Genomic DNA, 24,259 nt, shown 5'->3' on the forward strand with positions numbered 1-24,259 from the left:
TGATACCGGATGAAAAGCTTAAACGAGTGGTTTCAGGAAGGTTTAACGAAAGAAGAATATGTGGATAGCATGACCGTCAACAAGGAGGAACTGCAGTCCATATATAACCGCTTTACACTTTCCGAGGAAGACAAGGACTTTTACCAGACACTTCCGAAGCTAGAGTTCAAGGCTGTTGTTCTTACGGCGGACTGGTGTGGGGATGCGATGCTCTGTGTACCCATCATTGAACGAATTGCCGAGTATGCCGGAATTGAATTGAAATATTTAATTAGAGATGAAAACTTGGAGCTGATGGATCAGTATTTGACGAATGGGACGTCGCGCGCCATTCCAAAGTTTATCTTTATGGATCAGGACGGGAACGAAAAAGCAGTATGGGGACCAAGAGCGCCAGAGGTGCAAACCCTGATCGAGCAAGAGAGGGGCAACCTTCCTTCCAAAAATGATCCGGCATTTGAACAAAAACAGCAGGAGATGTACAGACGCTTTAAAGAAAAACTGACGAGTGATGAAGACCTTTGGCAATCGGTCAATCACAGCGTTAAAAATGAGTTGGAAAAACTTATAGTTTAATGTAAAAGACAAGGAGCCGCTTAGCAATTTGAGCGGCTTTTTGTTTGGGCAAAGTATTTTGCCTTTCGATCCGACGGCACTATAATTGAGTAAGAAAAATCTGATAGAGAATAGGGGTTACTGCCATGAGAAGTCAAAATGAACAAACTGTCGGCATCTGGTACGCTGCACTTTCTTATTTGATGTGGGGATTTTTGCCGCTATACTGGAAACCGCTGCAATCCGCTGGTTCAGGTGATGTTTTGGCCCACCGCATCATTTGGTCTTTTGTATTTATGCTGCTGATCATTCTGGTCATGAAAAGAACCTCGGCATTTGTGGGAAATTTGCGGAGCCTGTTTCTTGATAAAAAACATTTCTTTGCCGTGCTGGCTTCTTCGCTGCTGATCAGTGCCAACTGGCTGATTTACATTTGGGCTGTCAACTCCAACCACGTCGTTGAAGCGAGCCTTGGGTATTATATTAATCCGCTGATTAGCGTTCTTTTGGGTATCATCGTTTTAAAAGAAAAATTGAATGCATGGCAGGTGGCCTCTTTTGTTGTTGCCCTGGCCGGCGTTGGCCTTTTGACGTTTCAGTATGGGAGATTCCCATGGGTTGCATTATCGCTTGCATTAAGCTTTGGCTTATACGGGCTGGCCAAAAAGGTAGGAAGCTTCGATTCTATTATTGGACTGACGTATGAAACGATGTTTGTGACGCCTCTGGCGCTCGCCTATATCATTTTCGCGCAGCAAAGGGGTATAGAAGCCTTCGCCGCCCAAAACAGCACAGTGACCGTGTTATTAATGGGAGCGGGGGTCGTCACGGCGATTCCATTGCTTTGCTTTGCCCAGGGAGCGAAACGCATCTCTCTTTCCATGATCGGGTTTCTGCAATATATAGCTCCTACGATCATGCTTATTTTGGGCGTTTTCTTGTATCATGAGGATTTTTCGAAGACGCGTCTGTTTTCTTTTTTCCTGATTTGGCTGGCACTAATTATCTTTTCATTTTCCAAAACAAGGTGGCTGGCCCGCTTACAGCCTAAAAATAAGCAGAAAACATACGGAATATGACAATTTTCGGCCGGAATTCGTAACTTCCGGTCATTTTTCTTGTAACTTTACTTTTGACCTATGCTCAGACTGTGCTAAAATAACCATGAAAACGTTTAATACAGAAGTTCGACATATACCTTCGCTTTAATGCAAAAGAGAGAAATTTACCGAGATTTGTAAAAAATCGTTTTATTGTTGTACATTCAGGGGATGTAATTCAATGAAGTTAGGTTTGCTTTTGCGATTAAAAACAGGCATTTTGAGAACTTCTAGTCGTTCTCCAATTAAAGATGTTAAAATTTGCAATTATAATGCAGCAGGGGGTATCAACCGATGAGTACAAACCGTCCAAGCCAGGATTCTCCTTGGCAGGGATTCTACGGACCGAACCTTGGTTATGTCATTGAACTGTTTGAGCAGTATTCTGCTGATCCCAGTTCAGTTGATGAGGAACTAAGAAAACAGTTTGAAGAGTGGGGTCCGCCACCATCTTCTGATGAAGCAAATCAAGAATCTGCCAACTTTCAACAAGCACAAAGCGGAACATCCATCAGCAAAATCGTGGCAGCTTCAAAACTCGCTGAGAATATCCGTGTTTACGGACATTTAGCAGCTGAAATTCATCCCCTTGAAGAAGTGTCTAAAGACATTAAACTGCTTGATCCATCCCATTATGGGCTAAGTGAGGCGGACTTGAAAACGATTCCAGCCTCTTTGATTTGGGCGGAAGCACCAAGAGACGTTCAAAATGGCCTGGAAGCCATCCAGCGTTTGAAGGATATCTATACAAAGTCCATGGCATACGAATTCAGCCATGTGCATGTAGAGGAAGAACAAACCTGGTTAAATAATATGGTGGAATCAGGATATATTTATCCTGATATGACAAATGAAGAAAAGATTGAATTATTACAGCGCCTGACTGAAGTGGAAGGCTTTGAAAAGTTTTTGCACAAAACATTTGTAGGGCAAAAACGTTTCTCCATTGAAGGATTGGATATTCTTGTGCCAATGCTTGATGATATGATTCATCAAAGCGTGAAAGGCGGCACCAGCAACATCATGATCGGTATGGCTCACCGCGGCCGGCTGAATGTGCTTGCCCATACTTTAGGCAAGCCGTACGAGAAGATTTTTGCAGAATTCCATCATTCGCCGAACAAGGAGCTTATTCCTTCTGAAGGTTCCAGAGGCATTAACTTTGGCTGGACAGGAGACGTAAAATACCACCTTGGTGCAGACCGCTCCATCGAGGAATCCAGCACAGCAAGAGCAACACTTACATTGGCAAATAACCCATCCCACCTTGAATTTGTTAATCCGGTGGTTTGCGGATATACACGAGCCGCTCAAGAGGTGCGTACAGAGCCAGGCTATCCAAAGCAGGACGTAAATAAATCATTTGCGATTTCCATTCATGGGGATGCGGCTTTTCCTGGTGAGGGAATCGTTGCTGAAACCCTGAACCTCAGCAGGCTCAGAGGGTATCAGACAGGCGGTTCGGTTCATATCATCGCCAACAACATGATTGGTTTTACAACCGAGAGTGCGGATTCGCGTTCTACGAAATATTCAAGTGACCTGGCAAAAGGATTCGAAATTCCGATTGTTCACGTGAACGCTGATGATCCGATTGCGTGTATCGCAGCCGTAACGCTCGCTTATCAATACCGTATGCGGTTCCAAAAAGACTTCCTGATTGATCTGATTGGATACAGACGTTTTGGTCACAACGAAATGGATGATCCAGCTGTTACCCAGCCGGAAAAATACGAAAAAGTAAACAACCATCCTACCGTCCGCGCCCTGTTCGCCAAGCAATTGGAAGCTGATGGCGTTATTCCTGAAGGAAAAGGCGACGAGATGGATAATGAAGTACAACAAAAACTTCAGGCAGAATATGAAAAAGTAAAAGGCGTTTCAAAAGACGGAGAAGTAAAAGATGTGGAGGTTCCTGAGTCCATTGTAAAAGGAATCCCGGCAGTGGATACTTCTGTTGCTTTAGATCAATTGAAAGAGATCAACCAGGCCCTTCTTGAACGTCCGGAAGGATTCACCGTTTATCCTAAACTCGAGAGAATTCTGGCGAGACGAGGAAATGCATTGGATGAAGGCAACAAAGTCGATTGGGCTTTGGCTGAAACCCTTGCGTTTGCATCCATCCTGAGTGACGGAACACCTATCCGCATTACCGGCCAGGATTCTGAACGTGGAACGTTTGCCCAGCGTCACCTTGTCTTGCATGACAGCAAAAACGGCAAGCTGTTTTCACCACTTCACCATATCCCGCAGGTGAAAGCGTCATTCGGCATTCATAACAGTCCGCTTTCTGAAGCATCTGTTGTTGGATTTGAGTACGGTTATAACGTGTTTGCTCCAGAAACGCTTGTTCTTTGGGAAGCACAATATGGTGACTTCGCAAATGCGGCGCAAGTTTTATTCGACCAATTTGTCTCCGCAGGACGAGCTAAATGGGGTCAAAAGTCAGGACTCGTTCTTCTTCTGCCACATGGTTACGAAGGACAAGGGCCAGAACACTCCAGCGGCCGTATTGAACGTTTCCTTCAATTGGCTGCAGAAAACAACTGGACTGTAGCGAATCTTTCAAGCGCTGCACAGTATTTCCACATTCTTCGCCGCCAGGCTGCTATTCTTGGAAAGGATGAGGTTCGACCGCTGGTTATTATGACACCGAAGAGCCTGCTTAGAAATCCAAGAACATCTTCTCCTGGAGAGCTCCTTGGCACTGGACAATTTAATCCAGTTGTTGAACAAGAAGGACTTGGAAAGAACACGGATAAGGTAAAACGAATCGTGCTGTCTACGGGGAAAGTGGCAATCGACCTTGCTACAGAAGCAGATGGAAAAACGGAAAAGCTGGATCATCTGCATGTTTTACGTGTTGAGCAGCTGTATCCGTTCCCTAAAAATGAAATCAAGGCCATTTTTGATCGCTACCCTCATCTTGAGGAAGTCGCTTGGGTACAGGAAGAGCCGAAAAACATGGGGTCTTGGGCTTACATTGAGTCCAAATTGCGTGCCCTTGCACCGGCTGGCGCTACTGTTAAGTACATTGGACGCCCTGACCGGTCCAGCCCTTCAGGCGGAGATCCTGATATCCATAAAAAAGAACAAGAACGTATCGTGACAGTTGCATTACGAGCTGAGCAAGTAAAACCGATAACTCAAGAGGGAGGCAATGAACGTGATTGAAATTAAAGTACCAGAATTAGCAGAATCCATCTCAGAAGGAACAATCGCACAATGGCTGAAAAATGTTGGTGACAACGTAAAGAAGGGCGATAACATCGTCGAGCTTGAAACGGATAAAGTCAATATTGAAATCAGCGCTGACTATGATGGTATTATCCAGGAAGTTCTTCGTGAAGAAGGCGATACCGTTGAAGTGGGAGACGTTATTGCTGTATTGAAAGAAAATGGAGAAGCTGGCGGTGAAGCAACACAAGCTCCCGAAGCTGCTGAAAGCAAAGAGGAAGCAAAACAGCCTGCAGTTGAACCTATTGGAACTGCACAGGAAAAGCAGCCGCAAGAAACCCAGCCAGCCGAAGAGCGAAAAGAAACAGATCGACCATTGGCATCTCCGGCAGCACGCAAGCTTGCTCGTGAGCTTGGCATTGATCTTTCCAAGGTTGAAGCACGTGACCCGCTTGGACGCGTACGCCCTGAAGATGTAAAAGCAGCATCCGAAAAAGCTGCCCAGCCGGAACAAAAAGCAGCAAAGGCACCTGAGAAGAAACCGGCAAGTGCTCCTAAAACTGCGGATGTACCAGGAAAACCGGTAGAACGCGTGAAGCTTTCCCGCCGTCGTCAAACGATTGCTAAGAGACTGGTTGAAGTTCAGCAAACTGCTGCAATGCTGACCACGTTTAACGAAGTAGACATGACTGCGATCAACGACATCCGTAAACGCAGAAAAGACGCTTTCCTTCAGCAGAACGATGTAAAGCTCGGCTACATGTCTTTCTTTACAAAAGCGGTTGTCGGCGCATTGAAGCAGTTCCCGCTTCTTAACGCTGAAATCCAGGGAGATGAAGTGCTTCTTAAGAAGTTCTATGACATCGGAATCGCAGTTGGTGCTGAAGAAGGGCTTGTAGTACCAGTTGTACGTGATGCTGACAAGCTTTCTTTTGCCGGTATTGAAAAAGAAATTCTTTCTCTTGGTAAAAAAGCAAGAGACAACAAATTGACGCTTTCCGAGCTTCAAGGAGGTACGTTTACAATCACCAACGGCGGAATCTTTGGTTCCCTAATGTCCACTCCGATTTTGAATGCCCCACAAGTTGGTATTCTCGGAATGCACGGCATTAAATTACGTCCTGTAGCCATTGACGCAGAACGTATGGAAAACCGTCCAATGATGTATATTGCTCTTTCTTATGATCACCGTATCGTTGATGGACGTGAGGCAGTAAGCTTCCTTGCAAAAGTAAAAGAAATGCTCGAAGATCCTGAATCACTATTGCTTCAAGGCTGATTTGATGACGCTGGGGGAAAGGTTTCCCTGGCGTTTTTTATTTGCAAAAATGTAGGCAAAAGAATGCTCCCGCATTACAATAAGGATAGAGAAAATAAAAAACAAAGGGGTTGTATCCTATGGGCATGCCGATGGAATTGAACACAATGATCGTGACAAAGAATAAAGAAATTCGGTTGAAATCATCAAACCTATACACACTGACAAAAGAAGGCTACCGACTTTACCCGCTGGATATTCCGCTGGAAATTCGTAAAACAAAAGAAACCAAGCCAGTAGCGATTGCAAAAATCAACGAAATGACTTGGAAGAACGGCCAAACGGAGCTTACTTATGAACTGCTTGACTTGAATACGGTAAATTAATAAATCAAAAATCGAAATATGTCGAATGGAAGTACGATAAAATCCCCCTTTTAGCGAAATGATATGTATAGAGCTCAATCTACAGTAAAAGGGGAGCACGCAAGCATGAAATTGGACGAACTGCTAAAAGTAATAACAATCACTGACCGTGTGAATCATCTTCCTTCCGTATCAATCAACGCTATTCAATTTAATTCAAAAAAAATCCGTCCTGGAGACCTGTTTGTAGCGATTAAGGGATTTGCCGCAGACGGCCATCAGTACATCCAGCAAGCGATCGATAAAGGGGCTGTTGCCGTTGTCGGTGAACTGCCACCGACCCAGTTGGATGTCCCGTACTACCAGACACCCGACTCAAGAAAAGCACTGGCACACCTTGCAAGTCAATATTATGGCCATCCCTATCAAAATCATGTAATGATTGGAATCACGGGGACGAACGGTAAAACAACCACTGCTTATTTGTTAAAGCACATGATTGAAAAAGCAGGAAAAACTTGCTCTTTGATCGGAACGGTTCATAACATTATAAATAATGAAAGGATTCAATCAAAAAATACCACACCTGATCCTCTCGAATTGCAAGCCCTCCTGGCCGAGAGCCGTGACGAAGTTGTGATTATGGAAGTATCTTCACATGGCATTGAACAGCAGCGTGTGGAAGGGATACTGTTTGATTATGCGCTTTTTACCAATCTTGGGCATGACCATTTGGATTATCATGATAGTCTTGAGGAATATTTCAATGTGAAATCCAGACTATTTAAACAACTAAAGAAAAATGGTGCTGCGGTCATTGCTTCCCATAATGAATGGGGAAGAAAGCTCAAACATCAAATTGAAGCAACGGAACATGACGTCTATACATTTGGCTCAGATGATCGTGATGATATGAAACTCGTCCATGTATGTACAGAATACTTTCCATTAATAAAATTAAAACAAGAATCACTGGAATATACTTTTCAAATACCGCTTCCGGGACTTCATAATGTTTGGAATACAATCGGTGCGCTGCTGACCGTTTCAAAAATGAACCTTTCGCTTGAAAAGGTGATTGCTTCATTGGATATGTTCCCCGGTGTACCAGGCCGGTTTGAAACATACAGCCACACTTCAGGTGCTACATTTATCGTGGATTATGCCCATACAAAGGATGCTATAGAGTATTGTTATCAAACCGCCAAACGAGAAAATGCAGAGCGGATCGTCCATATATTAGGTTTCAGGGGGAACCGGGATGTGACCAAGCGGAGTGAAATAGTTTCCCTTTGTTCCTCTGTTTGCGACCAGCTTATACTTACCTTTGATGACTTGAATAGGGTTCCTGAGGAAAAAATGATCAGTGACCTGGAACGTTTGAAAGAAAACGATGCGAAAGACAATGCCATTGTTATCCCTGACCGCACCAAAGCCATAGAATATGCCTGGAAAGAAGCCAGAGCAGGAGATTGGGTTTTTGTTACAGGAAAGGGCCAGGAAACCTACAAACAAAAATTCCAGCTTCCCGCTTCCAACGATAAAGAAACCATTCAGTTTTTGCAGCAGGAACGGCTTGCGCTTCCATATTAAAACGCCTCTGTGAGAGGCGTTTTTTTACTGGTATTTATACTGTAGATGCTCAATATCATGAATTAGTTTTTTTCCTGCAGCAGGTTCATACTGCTGATAAAGGGGCTTCAGTTTTTTTATCCACCTCTTCTTCTCTTCTGCATTCAGTGTATGAATCTCTATATCGGATTCTTCTTTAATTGATTTCAGCTGTTTTTTATTCATGGAAATGTAATGCTTCTGATTCCAGGCTACCGTTTCCTTAATCGCGTCCTGAATAATGGTTTGTACATTTCGTGGCAGCGAGTTCCAGTAATCGTTGTTGATCAGGATGGCATACCCGAGGAATCCATGATTACTGATGGTCATGTAATTTTGCACCTTATAATATTTTTTGGAATAGATATTGGAAATTGTATTTTCTTCTCCATCCACTTCTCCGGATTCCAAACTTCTGTATGTTTCATTAAAATCCATCGGAACGCTTTGGCTGCCAAGAAGATTGAACTGTTTCTTCAGGACCGAGCTCGACATGATCCTGAATTTCCGATCCTTAAAATCATCAGTCGAGATGATCGCATGGTCTTTGTTGGTGATCTGCTTTAACCCGTTCACCCAGAACCCCAGTCCTTTAATGTTATGGCTGTTGAGCGAAGATAGCAGCGTTCTTCCGATTGTTCCGTTCAATCCTTCATTGATCGCAGCTTCAGATGGGAATGCAAACGGAAGATCAAGAGCCTGCCATTTGGGCGATATGCTTCCGAGCTTTGAGGTGGCAGGAGCAATCATCTGTACGTCTCCTTCCTGAAGAGCATGAAGTTCCTCTTTGTCCGAATAAAGGCTGCCATTTGGAAAAACCTCTACCTTAACTTTATGGTTTGATTTTTGGTCTACAAGTTCGGCGAATTTTCGGGCTGCCAGTCCCTTTGGTGTATTTTCTGCCACCACATGACTGAATTTTATGACAATCTGCTCTTTAATTCCTTCCTGGTCATCATCGGATACCAGCTTTCGCTCTGAAAAATCAAAATGAAAACCTATATAAAATGAAAGCAGCAGGCCAGTGATAAGAAATAAGGCGATTCCTAAAAATGTTTTCATGCTGTTCTTTTCTCCACGTCCTTTAATTTTCCATCAAGGCTTTTAATCCTCTTTACAGTCTAGCATATCTTTAAAACCATGATACAATGTTCTGTAGAATTTAAGGAAGGAAGACAGTCATGAATGTTCTAAAATTGCCCATCCGATGGAAAATTATTTTTCTCTCTTTTGGAATCGTTCTCTTTTCCCTCTTGATCGGTGGAATTATAATCACCGGCAAAATCGTTGATATGAGAGAAGAGGAGCTGGGAAAGCGGGGGATGATTACTGCCAGGACGGTTGCCCAGCTGCCAGAGGTACAAAAACAGATTCAGAAAAAGAACGGCGAGGCAGTGATCAATCCCATCGTGGAAAACATCCGGGTGATCAATAACACGGATTATATTGTTGTTTTAAACATGGAGGGCATCCGCTACTCCCATCCGGTTCAAAGCCTGATCGGCACATCGTCTTCAGGTAAGGATGAAGGCCCTGCATTTGCAGATCATACCTATCTTTCCAAAGCGAAAGGAGATCTTGGAATTGCTGTCCGGGCTTTTATGCCAATAAAAAATAATAAGCTCGAACAGGTTGGTGTTGTGATAGTCGGCAACATTCTTCCCGGTTATCTTGAAATTTTACAGGGATTGAAAGCACAAATTGCATTGATTATGTTCCTGACCCTTTTGTTTGGACTTTTGGGTTCCTGGATGCTTGCACGGCATATTAAACAGCAAATGTTTGAACTCGAGCCCCATCAGATCGTGCGCATGTATGAAGAAAGCACCGCTGCATTTCATGCCATGCATGAAGGGGTAATCGCCATTGATATGAATGAGAAGATCACTATATTTAATGAAAGGGCAAAAGACATCTTTGATGTTACCGGCCATCTTCTGGGAAAGCCGATCCGGAGTGTTATTCCCGATACCCGTTTGCCCGAGATTATTGAATACGGGAAAGCGGTGTTTAATCAAGAAATCAATGTGAGCGGAAACATCATCATAAGCAACCGGATTCCCATTAAAGTGGACAAATCGGTGATAGGAGCGGTAGCAATTTTCCAGGACCGGACAGAAGTGGCAAAAATGGCGGAAGAGCTGACCGGGGTTAAAGCCTTTGTTGAAGCCCTTCGCATTCAAAATCATGAACACTTGAACAAATTGCATACGATTGCCGGGCTTATTCAGCTGGATAAAAAAAATCAGGCGCTGCAGTATGTGTTTGACATCACGAAACAACAGGAAAGCTTGACACGGCTGATTACAAAAAATATCCGGAATGACAGTATTGCCGGATTGCTGTTAAGCAAAGTGAGCAGAGGGAAAGAACTGAAAATCGAGGTCATCATTGACAGTCAAAGCCATCTGCAGCATCTTCCACCTCACTTGAATGAGCATGATTTTGTCATCATCCTCGGAAACCTGATTGAAAACTCATTTTACGCCCTGAATGAGTCCGATACTTCACTGAAAAAAATCGACGTTAGTATTGAACAGGATCATGAAGTATGCGCGTTGCTTGTTGAAGACAACGGACCTGGCATTCCAGAGGAACTCCTTCCCGATATCTTTGTAAAAGGAATCACGACGAAAGGAGAAGAGGGACTCGGGATTGGGCTTTATCTGGTGAAGGATATCGTGAACAAGGGGAAAGGAGAGATTACTCTTTCTACATACCCAGGCGGCGGAACCAGCTTTTATATCACATTTCCAATGAAATAAAGGAGCATTGCGATGAAGGAAAATAGCATTGACGTATTGTTAATAGAGGATGACCCCATGGTTTTGGAAATTAACAGGGCATTTATTGAAAAGGTTTCTGGCTTTAAGGTGACGGGAATGGCCGCAAACGGAGCGGAAGGGTTAAAAAAGATCAAGAAACTGCAGCCCGGTCTCGTCGTTCTTGACATCTATATGCCGAAGCAGGACGGCATTCATACCATCCACGAGATTCGAAAACAAAAATCTAAGGTAGATGTTATCGTAATTTCCGCTGCAAATGACCGGCAGACCATACAAACCATGCTGCAGCAGGGAGCGGTGGATTATATCATTAAGCCGTTTAAATTTGAGAGAATCCAGCAAGCGCTTGAACGGTATAAGGAATACAGGCTGCAGCTAAATACGCAAGGAGAAATGTCACAGAAAGAGGTCGATGCTTTGCTGTCGGTAGCGACCATTTCAGAACGGAAACAAGAGGAGATACCAAAAGGGCTGAGCCAAAATACACTCATGCAGATTATCGGTTTTTTGAAAGACCAATCGGGAGGGAAATCATCGGAAGAAGTAGCCGAAGGAGTCGGCATTGCCCGGGTAACCGCACGAAGGTATCTTGAATACCTGGAGAAAACCGGGGAAATTAAGCTGGACGTCCAATATGGAGGGGTGGGCAGGCCAATCAACCGGTATTTAATGAAAAACAGGTAGAAATAAACAGAGGAAGACCAAAAAGACCAAAAAGGACAATATCACCTAAATATTCATTAAATTTTCAGAAAGCGTTATCATCGTTTTATTGGTGATAACGCTTTCAGTTTTTCATAAGGAGGAAAACCATGAAACCATTATTCAAAAACCTGACCTTCCAAGTCATAATTGCCATTATTCTTGGTATTACAGTAGGGCTTCTCTGGCCGGATGCCGGTAAGCAAATGAAACCGCTCGGTGATACATTTATCAATGCGGTAAAAATGGTGATCGCCCCGATTATCTTTCTTACCATTGTATTAGGGATTGCGAAAATGGGGGACATGAAAAAAGTAGGAAAAGTCGGAGGAAAGGCTTTTATCTATTTTGAAGTAGTAACGACATTTGCCCTGGTGATCGGCCTTATTGTTGTTAACATTATTAAGCCTGGGGCAGGACTGGACTTTGATAAGCTGCAAAAAGGGGATGTTTCTCAGTTCACATCCGAAGGTGGAGAAGGCGGTATCAACTGGCTCGACTTTTTCACCCATATCGTTCCGAGCAACATGGTTGATGCGTTTGCCAAAGGTGATATCCTGCAGGTTCTCTTCTTTTCCATTTTGTTTGGAGTGGGGTTAACAGCCTTAAGAGACAAAGGGAAGCCTGTTATTGAGTTCTTTGATAAACTGCTTACGATTTTCTTTAATGTAGTGGGCTACATTATGAAAGCGGCACCTATTGGCGCTTTTGGCGCGATGGCATTTACGATCGGCAATTTCGGACTTGCTTCTCTTCTGCCGCTTGGAAAATTGATGATTTCGGTGTACACCACCATGTTCCTGTTCGTTGTTGTGGTATTGAATATTATTTGTAAAATGTACGGCTTTAGCTTGTGGAAATACCTGAGATACATTAAAGATGAAATCCTGATCGTTCTTGGAACAAGTTCATCTGAATCGGTGCTTCCGCGCATGATGAATAAAATGGAGAAATTCGGCTGCTCAAAATCCGTTGTGGGTCTTGTCATTCCAACCGGTTATTCGTTTAACCTGGATGGAACCTCCATCTACCTTTCCATGGCTGTTGTTTTTCTGGCTCAAGTATTCAATGTGGATTTAAGCTTGACCCAGCAATTAACTATTATTGCCGTTCTGATGCTTACATCCAAAGGAGCTGCTGCTGTAACAGGAGGAGGTTTTATTGTCCTTGCTTCCACACTTTCCGCCATGCAGGTTATTCCTGTTGAAGGGCTCGCATTGCTGCTTGGTGTTGACCGCTTTATGAGTGAAGCCCGTGCGATTGTGAATTTGATCGGAAATGGGATAGCTACGATTGTGGTTTCCAAAAGTGAGAAAGAGTTTGATGAGAAACAGAGCGAACGCGCGGTACTTGATCTCGAAGCTGCAAGTAAAACCGCATAATAAAAAAAGCGCCCTCCCGGCGCTTTTTTTGTTTTCTATCTTCGGTGATTTTCCTCATCTTTTAAGCGGTTTTGTTCGTTTTTTGTTTGCTGAATCGTCTGTAGGCTTCTGGTTGCTCTGTACTTTCTTTTCATATTCAAGAAGACCTTCTTTGTTATTTTTTGAATCAGCCATGATGAATCTTTCCCTGCTGCAGAAGATTAAAACCGTTTAAATCATGATAAAAAGGGTACAGTATTTCTATCGACAGGGAGGGATGGACATGACTGAAAACAAGAACCCATCAAATAATGAGTCTGTAGAACAAAAAGAGAAGGAAACGAGACATCAGGATATTGAGCCTCAGCGCGATCCTGATAAATCTGAAAAAAGGAAAGAAGACAAAAATCCTGATGATTTCGAATAGAAAAGCCTGAAACGCATCAGGCTTTTCTTTTTGTTTGCTTTCTTCACTTTAAAAACAGAGGATATTCCATTAAAATAATAGGTGACCAGATAAGGAGGGACCAAAATGATTCATCAAGCATGGAATAACAAAGAAACCGTTAAAAAAGTAAAATGTGTACATACGAACGCTGGGAAGTATATGGTTAACCGTGTGCTCACAGAAGGAAAAACGTATGAAGTGAAAAACGAAACTGACGAATTTTATTTCGTATTGGACAATTCCGGCAAGATTGGCGGTTTTTATAAAGATTATTTTCAAGAGGTGCAATGAGCGGAGTGCTCATTGCTTTTTTGTTTGCTATTAAAAATTTCCGGTGAAGGAGAAAATGATGGATTCGGGGATTTATGCCTTCTTTACGATAGGTTACGTGATTTTGCTGTTGATGGGGTTTTACCGGGCCAACCAAACCGGATTATTTACGCTCGGCAATCTGCTCGTTTTTGTCACGATGGGGCTGGTGTATGACAATGGCGTAATAGCGATTGGAAAATGGATTGGAAGCGGTTCTTTTCTGGAGAAACTAAGCTTTTACCGTTTTCTTTTTCATGCGCTTTTTACACCTATGCTCGTGTTGTTCTCGTACTATGTCATAAGGGAATCCGGGGTGAGATGGGCTAAAAGCAAAAGTGCAAAACGCTCATTTATCGCATTCACTGTACTGCTGATTGTGCTGGAAATCGTGACGGAAACAAAGGACGTAAAATTGAAAGTGGAAGAAAAATTTGGTGCACTACGCTACGTGAATGCCGAATCTGGTGGCCCGCCGCTCATGGTGCTCATTACTATTATCCCATTGCTGGCTGCGGGTTTCTATATTTTAAAGCGGCAGCATTGGATCTGGATGCTTGCAGGGGCGGCTATCATGACGGCAGGAAGCGCCATTCCTCTGGAGTTGAACAGCACGGCTGTAACCAATGCGTTCGAGCTTATTCTGCTGATTAGTCTTTGGGCAACCAAATTTTATCTTGATCAAAAGCAAAGGGGTGTTGAAGTATAAAAAGGAAGCCATGATGGCTTCCTTTTTTAATGGATCGGCTGTGTACGATGTTTGGCGACCACTGCTTTGATGGTGAAATAGGAAATTTCATCACCAAGTTCATCTTTTAATGGCTTTAATTTTTCAGAACCCAGCGTTTCGATCGCATTCAGAATTTTTTCTTCCTCTCCTTCTGGAATGATCCTGTTCCAGTCGAAATTCACGTTCTCTTCCGCACATCGGAGCAGATGGTTTTCAACCGTTTGTTCAGAAAGGCCTCTGATTTTTGCGATGTGTTCAATGGTGTGATTTTCATTGAACATAGCATAGGACTCGAGATGACTGTTTTTTTGATGGGTGTCTGCTTTTCTCTCAGTTACGGCTGTCTCTGTTGTCTGGGCTTTTATCGCATCAAGAAAGAGGGAACCATATCGGTCAAATTTTACCTGGCCAACCCCTTTGATCTTAAGCATATCTTCTTCCGTTTGCGGGATTTTCTCACTCATTTCCGTTAGTGCACTGTCAGCAAACACAACATAAGGAGGAACATTTTCTTGATCAGCCAGTTCCTTTCGCAAGGCTCTGAGGTGCTCAAACAGTTCGTTGTTTTGGGCAACCCTGACGACCATGTGCCGTTTTTCCTTCCGATAAACCTTTTCTTCCCCCTTGAGTACATGGACAGCCCGCTGGGTAAGCATTAACACCGGATATTGACTGTCGGATAATTGAAGCAGGCCCTCCGCGGTTAAATAGTCAATCAGCTGCATGATCTCTTTTTGAGAAAGATCCTTCATGAGTCCATAGGTTGACAGGGAAGTCAGCCCAAGCTCCTGAAGCCGTTTAGTACGTGATCCGTTAAGCACTTGGGCGACCGCTGTTTTTCCAAAACGTTCATTCATGCGCTTGACGCAGGAAAAAACCATTTGTGCCTGTGTGGTGATCTCTTTCTGGTCACGCTCATCTGTACAATTTCCGCATTTGCCGCAATCAGAGGCGGGTTCATCTCCGAAGTATTCCACGATAAACCGCTGGAGGCATTGTTCGGTGTGACAGTAGTCTGTCATCAACTGAAGTTTTTTGTATTCGTTGCCCTTTCTTGTTTCATCCTGTGTTCCTTGTTCAATCAGAAACTTTTGAAGCTGTACATCCCGTGGAGAGAAGAAAAGAAGGCATTCGCTTGGTTCCCCATCCCTTCCGGCACGTCCTGCTTCCTGATAATAAGCTTCAAGATTACGTGGCAGGTTGTAATGAATCACATATCGGACATTCGTTTTGTTGATTCCCATTCCAAATGCATTGGTCGCGACCATGATTGAAGTATCATCGTAGATAAACTGGTTTTGAGATTCGGAACGTTCCTCTTCCGACAGACCCGCATGATATTTTGACGTGCGATAGCCTTGTTTAACGAGCAACCCGTGAAGCTGGTCCACCTCATTTCTTGTGGAGGCGTAAATGATTCCCGGGCTGGATTGGTTTTTTTCAATATATTTTAATAGAAATTCCCGTTTCACTTCATCCTTTATGATAGAAAAGGTAAGGTTGTCCCGTTCAAAGCCGGTCACTACCGTTTCCTCGATATTCAATTGGGAGCATATATCCTCTGTTACTTCCTTTGTTGCCGTTGCTGTCAGGGCAACGATGACAGGACGGGGATATAAGTTATTGAGCATATCCTTGATTCTAAGATAGCTTGGACGGAAGTCATGCCCCCATTGCGAAATACAGTGGGCTTCATCAATGGCAATCATTGAAACATTGATTTGTCCAACCAGTCTTCTGAAGCTTAGAGATTCAAGCCGCTCAGGGGCAATATAAATCAGCTGATACGTGCCTTTCTCAGCTTGCTGTAACCGTTCCTGGATTTCCTGGTCGGATAATGAACTATTAATATATGTAGAGGGTATTCCTGCATTTTCAAGAGAATCCACCTGGTCCTTCATAAGGGAAATCAGAGGTGAAATGACAAGTGTCACACCTTCGAGAAGCATCGCCGGAACTTGGTAGCAGAGGGATTTTCCGCCGCCTGTAGGCATGATGCCAAGCGTGTTTTTTCGTTGAAAAATGCTTTGGATCACTGCTTCCTGTCCAGGACGGAAGGAAGGGTAGCCGAAATGACGTTCTAATATTTGCTGTGCCAGATTAAGCATAAAATCTCCTTTCCAAAAAAGAGAGAGTAAAACTGCGGTTTAAAAAACTAAGGACAAAGATTAATTATACAACAATCAGCAAAAACCTGCAGAACTTATAAAAGGAGGTTCTTCAGTTTCCGCCGAAATTCTATGTAAAATGCTGGGAAAAGGGGAAACTTGTAGAAATTTGTAACATAACTGTAACCTTCCTAAAATAGTTTTGTTAAGAAATTTTTATAAGATAGATTTATTGGTATTGCAAGAAAATTTTAGGGGGAACGTACGACTTGAAAAAATTACTTATGGGGTTAGGGATTGCCGGCGTATTGGCCGCAAATCCAATTGTTGGACAAGCTGCACTTGGAGACCATACATTGAGATATGGAATGACACATACTGAAGTAAAGGATTTACAACAAACGTTAAAAACAAAAGGCTATTTTACCTATAGCGGAACAACTACTACCTATTTTGGAACTTATACGCAAAGCGCTGTTAAGAGCTTTCAAAAAGCTAAAGGACTTACGGCTGATGGAATTGCCGGGCCGGCAACATTCAAGGCATTGGGCGTCACGAAATCGTATAGTGCCACAGCTATTGTTTCAACAGCTAAACAATACATAGGTGTGCCGTATGTATGGGGCGGTACATCACCATCCGGCTTTGATTGCAGTGGTTATGTTTATTATGTTTTTAACAAATCGGCAGGAATTACGCTGCCAAGAACAACGGCAGAAATGTACAAGCAGGGTACAAAAGTAACGACCCTGAAAACAGGAGATCTTGTTTTCTTTACAACTTATACAACAGGTGCCTCCCATGTGGGCATTTATATTGGAAACAACCAATTTATTTCTGCAACTTCTTCAAGTGGCGTATCGATTGTTTCCATGGACAACAGTTATTGGAAGGCGCGTTACTTGGGAGCAAAACGAATCTAATTGGAAAACCGGGGAACTTAAGCGAATTAAGTTCTCCGGTTTTTTTATTTTCCTGATAATTGGGTATAAGAGTAAAAATAAGGTGAATGATGACATGAAAACAGAAAAACAGGGAAATATAGGAAATGACAGGAGGGAATGAACAAAATGACAAACAGCAAACTGCCGCAATTTTCCGAATCCTACTGGAGAGATTCCTGCACAGTGAAAGGATATGAACCTTTGAATGCTGACGATGAAGCGGATGTCGTTGTCATTGGAGGCGGGATTACAGGAGTTACAACCGCCTATCTTTTAAGCAAAGAAGGTCAAAATGTTATCTTGCTAGAAGGAGGACAGCTGTTAAATGGTACGACTGGACATACAACAGCAAAAGTTACGTGCCAGCATGGTGTCATCTATGATGAATTGATTCAGCACTTTGGAGAGGAAGTGACAAGGCAATATTATGAAGCAAATAATGAAGCGCTGAATTTTGTGAAGGCAACCATTAAGGAACATAGCATTGAGTGCGATTTTTCCGAGCAGGATGCGATTATATATGCAGAATCCGAGCAGTACCTGGAGCAGGTAAAAAAAGAGTACGATGCCTACCAGAAGCTTGGCATCGATAGTGAATATCTGGAAGCCATTCCTTTGGATATTCCCGTTCTAGGTGCCGTCTCCATGAAAAAGCAGGGCCAGTTTCATCCTGTTAAATATTTGGCGGCCCTGGCCGATGAATTTGTAAAAAGCGGGGGGAGAATATTCGAAGGGACAACTGCTTCTGACATCCAAACCGGACCGCAGCCGGTTGTCGTCACAAGGGAAGGGCATAAAGTGCGTTGCCGTCATGCAGTTGTCGCTTCCCACTTCCCATTTTATGACGGAGCAGGATTCTACTTTGCGAGGATGCATCCTGAACGCTCCTATGCCATAGGAGTGAAAACAACGATGGACTATCCCGGCGGCATGTATTTAAGCGCAGACAGTCCGACCCGGTCAATCCGATACACCGAAAATAACGGGGAAAAGTTGCTCATTGTTGGTGGTGAAAGCCATAAAACCGGGCAGGATGAAAATACAGAAAAACACTATGAAGCGCTCCGCAAATTTAGCGAAGAGGTGTTGGCAGCTACAGACATACCGTATCGCTGGTCTGCACAGGACCTTGTAACCTTGGATAAAATCCCGTACATCGGACCCATCACCTCTGTGCACAGCAACATATTAGTTGCCACTGGGTATAGAAAATGGGGGATGACCAACGGAATTTCCGCGGGCATGCTGGTGAGAGATTTGATTCTGGAACGGGAAAATCCGTACCGTGATGTCTTTACTCCTTCAAGGTTTAAAGCTGACCCAAGCTTAAAAACATTAGTTGTGGAAAATGCCGATGTCGCCAAACACTTAATAGAAGGAAAATTGGAGATGCCTGACCGGACGCCTGCCGACCTTGGACCGGATGAGGGCGCTCCTGTTACCTATAATGGGAAAAGAGCAGGCGCCTATAAGGATGAACGCGGCCAGCTTTACGTTTTGGATACGACCTGTACCCATCTTGGATGTGAAGTGGCCTGGAATAACGCGGAACGGACGTGGGATTGTCCATGCCATGGTTCAAGGTTTTCCTATGAAGGAGAAGTCGTTGAGGGACCGGCTACCGATCCGCTGACAAAATTGAATGACGAATAATGAATAATAAAAGGCTTCCAGTAGTTGTTTACTGAAGCCTTTTTTTGTTGGCACGGCAGGCTCTTATGAACCCCTCAAGCAAGGTTGCCTGTGACGGGGTATCATTCAATTCCTCGGGATGCCATTGAACGCCGAGGATAAATTGTTTTGGATCCACGGATTCTATCGATTCAATCGCGCCATCGGGAGCAAAGGCAACAGGGCGGAGAGCTGAAGGTGTCAATTTAACTGCCTGATGGTGAAAACTGTTGACCCGTAAATTCGTCTTCCTCCCTGTCATGTCATGCAGCAGGGAATTTTCCACAACAGCAATCGAATGAGTGGGCACACTGCGTGCGGCCTCCTGATGATGTTTGATGGGATTTTTCAGTTCGGAGCCCAGATGCTGAATCATGGTGCCGCCGAGTGCGACATTTAAAATACTCATTCCCCTGCATATGCCTAAAACAGGCTTGTTCTGCTCTAGGGCTTTGCTTAGCACTCCGATTTCATAATCATCTTGCTGCGGGTTTACTTTTCCAAGGTTGGTTACTGGTTCTTCACCAAAAAAGGATGGATCAATATCATCGCCGCCTGGAAGCAGGAGACCGTCACAAAGAGCCAGACTTTCGCAGGCCGCTTCACGATTAACAGACGGTATAAGAAAAGGTAACCCTCCAGCTTTAACAATGGCTTTGCTGTAGGCCAGGTTCAAAATAGAACTGTTGTTTCCCTTGTACATGTACGAAGAAACTGTAATCCCGATCACGGGGAGAATTCTGTTCATGAATAACCATCCTTTCCTATCTTTCGGTGTCTACCAGTATGCCCAAATATAATTGAACGTTTGCAAACTAAATCATAGGGTAAACATAAACCGGAATTATCTAAAAATTCAAAATATGAGGAGGTTACGCATGAAGCAAAAATTCTCAGTTTTTTTGATCATGGTTCTCAGTTTTTTTATTGTATTCCAGCCTGGTGAAGGACTGGCAAAGGCGTCACCGAAGCCCAAGAAAACCCATTCGTATTCACAAGTTGCCTACGGGCAGGACGGAATGGTAGCCAGCGCCACCCCTCTCGCTTCCAAAATTGGAGCGGACGTGCTCAAAAGTGGTGGCAATGCGGTTGACGCAGCGGTCGCCATACAGTTTGCGCTCAATGTCACGGAGCCCATGATGTCGGGGATCGGAGGAGGGGGTTTTATGATGGTATATGATGCCAGCACCAAAAAAACTTCTATTGTTGACAGCCGGGAACGTGCCCCTGCGGGAGCTGAACCCGATATGTTTCTTGGTGAGGATGGAAAACCAATTCCCTTTGAAGAAAGGGTTACTCAAGGAACAGCAGTCGGAGTTCCAGGAACGTTGGCCGGCCTTCAAAAAGCGCTGGATAAATGGGGAACCAAGCCAATGAGCCTGCTTATCAATCCGGCCATTGGCCTGGCTCAGCATGGTTTCAGGATTGATTCAGTTCTTGCAAGATCAATTGAGGAAAGCAAAGAAAAGCTTTCCATGTCAGCGGCTAAAGATGTTTTTCTGCCGCATGGAAAACCCTTGAAAGAAGGGGATAAGCTCGTTCAAAAGGATTTGGCCAGGACCTTCCGCCTGATTCGCAAGGGCGGACCTGATGTGTTATACAAGGGTGAAGCCGGACGTGCACTTGCGCGGACAGTGCAAAAAAGAGGAGGTACGATCAAACCATCCGATCTCAGAAACTATCATGTGACTGTTGATCAGCCGGTATGGGGAAATTATAAAGGATACCGGGTCGCCAGCATGCCGCCGCCGAGTTCAGGAGGGGTTTTCCTCTTGCAGATGCTGAAGATGCTTGATAGCTACCATTTATCACAGTACGACGTGAAATCGTGGCAAAAGTATCACCTCCTTGCCGAAGCCATGCATCTTTCTTATGCAGACCGGGCAGCTTATGCTGGTGACCCGGAATTTGTGAAGGTGCCAGTCAAGGGGCTTTTGCATCCGGATTATATTAAAGAGCGCCAGTCTCTCATTGGACTCGACCATATGAATAAGACGGTAAAGGCCGGAGATCCTTGGAAATATGAAAATGGCACGCCAAATTATAAGGTTGTACCCCAAAATGACAACAAAAAAACCGGCCAGACCACCCATTTTACAGTAGCCGACCGATGGGGAAATGTGGTTTCCTACACAACGACCATTGAGCAAGTGTTTGGAACCGGGATCATGGTTCCGGGTTATGGCTTTATGCTCAATAACGAGCTCACGGATTTTGATGCGGTTCCTGGTGGGGCGAATGAGGTCCAGCCCAATAAACGGCCGCTCAGCAGCATGACGCCGACAATCATCTTCAAAAATAATAAACCCTATTTAACTGTTGGTTCACCAGGCGGTCCAACCATTATCACTTCGGTATTACAGACCATTCTTCACTCTCTTGAATATAAGATGGAATTAAAAGCGGCTGTGGAAGAACCAAGAATATATACGAATAATGTGAACAACTATCAGTACGAAAAAGGAATTCCCGCCGATGTTATTTCAGAACTGAATGAAAAAGGACATGCTTTTGGCCAGCCCGGCGATGAAATCGGCAACGTCCAAAGTATCTTTATCGACAGCAAAGAGGGCTATTTTAAAGGAGTGGCCGACTCCAGCCGAAACGGTGCCGCCATTGGTGTCACGCTGAATAACAGAAAATAGGGAAAGAAGACGCATGGTTGTCCATGCGTCTTCTTTTTTTATTTAAAATGCTGATTCATACTCCCGCAAATCTTCCACTTCCGCTACTTTAAATCCGCTATGTTCGAGTTTGTGGACGAGTTGATTCACTTGCTCTTCCATAACGGTCCGGTTGAGGGTGATGATGATTCTGCGCACGAACTGTTTTCCCGCATCCTGTGTAAATACACCTTCAATGTTGTATTCTTCTCCGATGGAGGAAAATAATTTTTTTAGTGAGCCTTTGCCTTCGGTTGTAGAAATGGTCAGCGAATATCCGCCTTTTTTTATCCCATAAGAGTCTTCAAGAATATCCATCACTTTTGAGTGGGTGACAATTCCCTGAAAATGACCGTTTTGGTCAAGAACGGCAAGGAAAGGGAGGCGTCTTATGGTAAAAAGAACTTTAAAGAACGGAGTATCTTCATACACAAAGGCACTTTCATCTTTTAGCAGCTGACTCACAGGATCAGAGAGCTGTCCGGTTCCTTCAATCATATAATCGGATGTGGCTTCTTTGTAGATTAAGCCCTTGAATGTCTGGTGATTTTCATCAAGAACGGGAATGCACCTGTACCCCGATTCAATCAGCTTTTTTCGGCTGTCTGCTATAGATGTATCTGCCGTAACATAAGTTACTTTGGTTTTTGGTACATAGTTCGACTTGATTTTTATTTCCATCTCCCCCTCGAAATCATAATGGCTTCACTACTACTTTCGTCATGAGCCTCCTGATCCCTTTTTCTTCTGAGGTGAAAGTACAAATGTAACCATGTTTCTACTCTTCTGGTCCAAAGTCCTGTGTAAATTCTCCTCTTTTTTATCTTCATTTGTCGGATATTTCCTTCTTTTGACGCAAGGAGTCAAACAAAATAACCAGAAATAGGTAAAGGTAATTCAATGTTCTTTTCAAGGAGGCTATTTAATGAAAAAAAATGCAAACAAAGCCGTAAAAGCAACAACTGCAGCATTGCTTGCCGCCGGTTTATTTACAGGATCGGCAGCCGCAGCTGCGGAAGGGCAGCATTCTTCACCTTCACACATTCCAGGGGCCTACCATTCGGCCAGTAAAGCGTTTAGTGTGCCTAAAGTGCCCTTTAAAGGAATGGTTAAAAAGGGAAGCGGCCAGGAGGTGATGGGACCTTCCAAACCGAGCTATAAAATGAATGTTTTTTACGATAGTAAAAAGCATCAGATCTCAGGAAAGTTAACAGTTAAGTTTAAAAACAACCTGAAGAAAAATCTGAAAGAACTTTATTTTAATGTTTGGGGCAACGCCGAAGATTTTGCTGAAAACGGCGGCGGCACGGATGTGAGCAATGTGAAGGTTAACGGTAAACGGGCTGTTTACAATGTAGACGGAACAGCATTGCATATTCCTGCGGTTAAAATTAAAAAGGGTGCTACGGCCTCTGTCAGCATGAATTTTACCGTATCTGTTCCACAACAGCAGGACCGTTTCGGTTGGTTTAAAAATACCGTTTCTCTTGGCAACTGGTTTCCGATTCTTGCCGTCTATGACAAAGAAGGATGGAATGTCGATCCTTATTTTAATGCGGGTGAATCGTTCTATTCCTTAACCGGCGATTACGATGTAACCTTGACTACGGATAAAAAACAGGTGATCGCGGCAACAGGGGAAGAAATTGGCAAACCTCAAATAGCAGGAAATCTGGCCATTCACAGGTACAAAGCCCATAATGTAAGGGATTTTGCACTGGAGATGGATCCTACGTATAAAGTAAAAAAAGGAATGGTCAACAACGTTAAGATCAATGTTTACTATACGGCAGAACAAGCTGGCTATGCTGATTCGATGCTTGCATCCGGTCTGAAAAGCATTGACCTCTTTAGTGACCATTTTGGAACCTATCCTTGGCCGGAGCTTGATATTGTCGGTATGGAAGGATGGTTCGGGGGAATGGAATATCCACAGCTGGTCATGATCAGCATTGCGGGTACCCGCTCACAGGAATGGGTGAGATCCGTTACTGCGCATGAAATCGGCCATCAGTGGTTCTACGGTATCATCGGGGACAATGAATATGATGAGCCGTGGCTGGACGAGTCCTTTGCAACCTTCGCTGCAGCATTGCATGATAATGAGCTGAACCAATTGACGACTCCTCCTGTAGCCAACAAGGAGCTCCACCTTTCTTCGCCTGTTTCCGCATTTACTGCATACGGTGATGAGGGAGTCGATGCCTACTATCAGATGATTTATGGTTACGGTTCTCGCACCTTAAATGATCTGCGTGTGAAATTGGGTGACAAAGTGTTCTATTCAGCTATGAAAGCTTATTTTAAAGAAAAGAAGTTTGGCGTAACCACAACCAAAGATTTTATACGTATTATGGAAAGAGAAAGCGGCAAGGATCTTGGTGCCTTCTTCCAGGATCACCGCGTCTATGTATCCGATCAGGAATAATTCCAACTCGTTTAAAAGCTGGCTCTTTTTTAAAAGGGCCGGC

General features: G+C 43.8%; 20 protein-coding genes. 16 read left to right on the plus strand and 4 right to left on the minus strand.

The genetic code is table 11. The features are described 5' to 3' along the window. Positions 1-9 precede the first annotated feature (9 nt). The 6 genes from QNH15_RS12705 (at position 10) to QNH15_RS12730 (ending at position 8,048) form a co-directional block, all read left to right on the plus strand. Positions 10-576, plus strand: a complete 567-nt coding sequence (locus tag QNH15_RS12705; protein ID WP_283895111.1) for a thioredoxin family protein — start codon at positions 10-12, stop codon at positions 574-576. A gap of 125 nt (positions 577-701) precedes the next feature. After that, entirely contained in the window at positions 702-1,634 is a 933-nt protein-coding gene (gene rarD / locus QNH15_RS12710; RefSeq protein ID WP_283895113.1) for an EamA family transporter RarD, read from the plus strand. A 315-nt stretch (positions 1,635-1,949) separates the two neighbouring features. Next, a complete protein-coding gene (locus QNH15_RS12715) occupies positions 1,950-4,829 on the plus strand; it encodes a 2-oxoglutarate dehydrogenase E1 component (protein ID WP_283895115.1) in 2,880 nt (959 codons plus the stop codon). Beyond that, positions 4,822-6,111: a 2-oxoglutarate dehydrogenase complex dihydrolipoyllysine-residue succinyltransferase gene (odhB, locus tag QNH15_RS12720; protein ID WP_283895117.1), complete on the plus strand. Its 1,290-nt coding sequence runs from the start codon at positions 4,822-4,824 to the stop codon at positions 6,109-6,111. The genes QNH15_RS12715 and odhB overlap by 8 nt, the downstream gene beginning before the upstream one ends. 119 nt (positions 6,112-6,230) lie before the next feature. Continuing rightward, positions 6,231-6,476, plus strand: coding sequence for a DUF2584 domain-containing protein (locus QNH15_RS12725; RefSeq protein WP_283895119.1), 246 nt, complete (start codon positions 6,231-6,233; stop codon positions 6,474-6,476). Between the two features lie 105 nt (positions 6,477-6,581). Next, entirely contained in the window at positions 6,582-8,048 is a 1,467-nt protein-coding gene (locus QNH15_RS12730; RefSeq protein ID WP_283895121.1) for a UDP-N-acetylmuramoyl-L-alanyl-D-glutamate--2,6-diaminopimelate ligase, read from the plus strand. A 24-nt stretch (positions 8,049-8,072) separates the two neighbouring features. Here QNH15_RS12730 and QNH15_RS12735 read toward each other — a convergent pair whose 3' ends face one another. Continuing rightward, the gene (locus tag QNH15_RS12735; protein ID WP_283895123.1) at positions 8,073-9,128 is read right to left on the minus strand and encodes a DctP family TRAP transporter solute-binding subunit; all 1,056 of its coding nucleotides are present in this window, start codon (positions 9,126-9,128) and stop codon (positions 8,073-8,075) included. A gap of 119 nt (positions 9,129-9,247) precedes the next feature. On the opposite strand from QNH15_RS12735, the gene QNH15_RS12740 reads away from it, so the two are divergent. The 6 genes from QNH15_RS12740 to QNH15_RS12765 all read left to right on the plus strand — a co-directional run bounded on the left by QNH15_RS12740 (position 9,248) and on the right by QNH15_RS12765 (position 14,381). Next, a complete protein-coding gene (locus tag QNH15_RS12740) occupies positions 9,248-10,831 on the plus strand; it encodes an ATP-binding protein (protein ID WP_283895125.1) in 1,584 nt (527 codons plus the stop codon). A 12-nt stretch (positions 10,832-10,843) separates the two neighbouring features. Then, entirely contained in the window at positions 10,844-11,536 is a 693-nt protein-coding gene (locus tag QNH15_RS12745) for a response regulator (RefSeq protein WP_283895127.1), read from the plus strand. Between the two features lie 128 nt (positions 11,537-11,664). Further along, the gene (gene dctP, locus QNH15_RS12750; protein ID WP_283895129.1) at positions 11,665-12,936 is read left to right on the plus strand and encodes a C4-dicarboxylate transporter DctP; all 1,272 of its coding nucleotides are present in this window, start codon (positions 11,665-11,667) and stop codon (positions 12,934-12,936) included. A gap of 262 nt (positions 12,937-13,198) precedes the next feature. After that, positions 13,199-13,342, plus strand: coding sequence for a 3-methyladenine DNA glycosylase (locus QNH15_RS12755; protein WP_283895130.1), 144 nt, complete (start codon positions 13,199-13,201; stop codon positions 13,340-13,342). Between the two features lie 105 nt (positions 13,343-13,447). After that, positions 13,448-13,654 (plus strand): DUF6501 family protein, encoded by a 207-nt coding sequence (locus tag QNH15_RS12760; protein WP_061970023.1) that lies wholly within the window; start codon positions 13,448-13,450, stop codon positions 13,652-13,654. Between the two features lie 55 nt (positions 13,655-13,709). Then, the gene (locus tag QNH15_RS12765; protein ID WP_283895133.1) at positions 13,710-14,381 is read left to right on the plus strand and encodes a hypothetical protein; all 672 of its coding nucleotides are present in this window, start codon (positions 13,710-13,712) and stop codon (positions 14,379-14,381) included. A gap of 26 nt (positions 14,382-14,407) precedes the next feature. Here QNH15_RS12765 and recQ read toward each other — a convergent pair whose 3' ends face one another. Continuing rightward, entirely contained in the window at positions 14,408-16,510 is a 2,103-nt protein-coding gene (gene recQ / locus QNH15_RS12770) for a DNA helicase RecQ (protein ID WP_283895135.1), read from the minus strand. A 269-nt stretch (positions 16,511-16,779) separates the two neighbouring features. On the opposite strand from recQ, the gene QNH15_RS12775 reads away from it, so the two are divergent. Then, the gene (locus QNH15_RS12775) at positions 16,780-17,433 is read left to right on the plus strand and encodes a C40 family peptidase (protein ID WP_283895137.1); all 654 of its coding nucleotides are present in this window, start codon (positions 16,780-16,782) and stop codon (positions 17,431-17,433) included. Between the two features lie 147 nt (positions 17,434-17,580). Next, positions 17,581-19,107: an FAD-dependent oxidoreductase gene (locus QNH15_RS12780; RefSeq protein ID WP_283895553.1), complete on the plus strand. Its 1,527-nt coding sequence runs from the start codon at positions 17,581-17,583 to the stop codon at positions 19,105-19,107. Positions 19,108-19,135: 28 nt separating this feature from the next. Here the strand turns inward: QNH15_RS12780 and QNH15_RS12785 are convergent, their stop codons facing one another. Further along, positions 19,136-19,873: a gamma-glutamyl-gamma-aminobutyrate hydrolase family protein gene (locus QNH15_RS12785; protein WP_283895139.1), complete on the minus strand. Its 738-nt coding sequence runs from the start codon at positions 19,871-19,873 to the stop codon at positions 19,136-19,138. 130 nt (positions 19,874-20,003) lie between these two features. Here QNH15_RS12785 and ggt point away from each other — a divergent pair, with 130 nt between their 5' ends. Next, a complete protein-coding gene (gene ggt / locus QNH15_RS12790) occupies positions 20,004-21,770 on the plus strand; it encodes a gamma-glutamyltransferase (protein ID WP_283895141.1) in 1,767 nt (588 codons plus the stop codon). A gap of 42 nt (positions 21,771-21,812) precedes the next feature. Here ggt and cbpA read toward each other — a convergent pair whose 3' ends face one another. After that, positions 21,813-22,469, minus strand: coding sequence for a cyclic di-AMP binding protein CbpA (gene cbpA / locus QNH15_RS12795; RefSeq protein WP_283895143.1), 657 nt, complete (start codon positions 22,467-22,469; stop codon positions 21,813-21,815). Positions 22,470-22,713: 244 nt separating this feature from the next. On the opposite strand from cbpA, the gene QNH15_RS12800 reads away from it, so the two are divergent. Further along, a complete protein-coding gene (locus tag QNH15_RS12800) occupies positions 22,714-24,216 on the plus strand; it encodes a M1 family metallopeptidase (RefSeq protein WP_283895145.1) in 1,503 nt (500 codons plus the stop codon). Positions 24,217-24,259 lie beyond the last annotated feature (43 nt).

The organism is Fictibacillus enclensis, assembly GCF_030123385.1.
Classification (GTDB): Bacteria; Bacillota; Bacilli; order Bacillales; family Fictibacillaceae; genus Fictibacillus_C; species Fictibacillus_C enclensis.

Excerpts from the sequence above, each read along its gene's own strand:
- QNH15_RS12760 (WP_061970023.1), top strand. The coding sequence starts at position 13,448 with ATGATTCATCAAGCATGGAATAACAAAGAAACCGTTAAAAAAGTAAAA.
- QNH15_RS12745 (WP_283895127.1), top strand. The coding sequence starts at position 10,844 with ATGAAGGAAAATAGCATTGACGTATTGTTAATAGAGGATGACCCCATG.
- ggt (WP_283895141.1), top strand. The coding sequence starts at position 20,004 with ATGAAGCAAAAATTCTCAGTTTTTTTGATCATGGTTCTCAGTTTTTTT.
- dctP (WP_283895129.1), top strand. The coding sequence starts at position 11,665 with ATGAAACCATTATTCAAAAACCTGACCTTCCAAGTCATAATTGCCATT.
- QNH15_RS12725 (WP_283895119.1), top strand. The coding sequence starts at position 6,231 with ATGGGCATGCCGATGGAATTGAACACAATGATCGTGACAAAGAATAAA.
- QNH15_RS12785 (WP_283895139.1), bottom strand. The coding sequence starts at position 19,873 with ATGAACAGAATTCTCCCCGTGATCGGGATTACAGTTTCTTCGTACATG.
- QNH15_RS12765 (WP_283895133.1), top strand. The coding sequence starts at position 13,710 with ATGATGGATTCGGGGATTTATGCCTTCTTTACGATAGGTTACGTGATT.
- QNH15_RS12735 (WP_283895123.1), bottom strand. The coding sequence starts at position 9,128 with ATGAAAACATTTTTAGGAATCGCCTTATTTCTTATCACTGGCCTGCTG.
- QNH15_RS12740 (WP_283895125.1), top strand. The coding sequence starts at position 9,248 with ATGAATGTTCTAAAATTGCCCATCCGATGGAAAATTATTTTTCTCTCT.
- QNH15_RS12715 (WP_283895115.1), top strand. The coding sequence starts at position 1,950 with ATGAGTACAAACCGTCCAAGCCAGGATTCTCCTTGGCAGGGATTCTAC.
- recQ (WP_283895135.1), bottom strand. The coding sequence starts at position 16,510 with ATGCTTAATCTGGCACAGCAAATATTAGAACGTCATTTCGGCTACCCT.
- cbpA (WP_283895143.1), bottom strand. The coding sequence starts at position 22,469 with ATGGAAATAAAAATCAAGTCGAACTATGTACCAAAAACCAAAGTAACT.
- QNH15_RS12800 (WP_283895145.1), top strand. The coding sequence starts at position 22,714 with ATGAAAAAAAATGCAAACAAAGCCGTAAAAGCAACAACTGCAGCATTG.
- rarD (WP_283895113.1), top strand. The coding sequence starts at position 702 with ATGAGAAGTCAAAATGAACAAACTGTCGGCATCTGGTACGCTGCACTT.
- QNH15_RS12755 (WP_283895130.1), top strand. The coding sequence starts at position 13,199 with ATGACTGAAAACAAGAACCCATCAAATAATGAGTCTGTAGAACAAAAA.
- QNH15_RS12730 (WP_283895121.1), top strand. The coding sequence starts at position 6,582 with ATGAAATTGGACGAACTGCTAAAAGTAATAACAATCACTGACCGTGTG.
- QNH15_RS12705 (WP_283895111.1), top strand. The coding sequence starts at position 10 with ATGAAAAGCTTAAACGAGTGGTTTCAGGAAGGTTTAACGAAAGAAGAA.
- QNH15_RS12780 (WP_283895553.1), top strand. The coding sequence starts at position 17,581 with ATGACAAACAGCAAACTGCCGCAATTTTCCGAATCCTACTGGAGAGAT.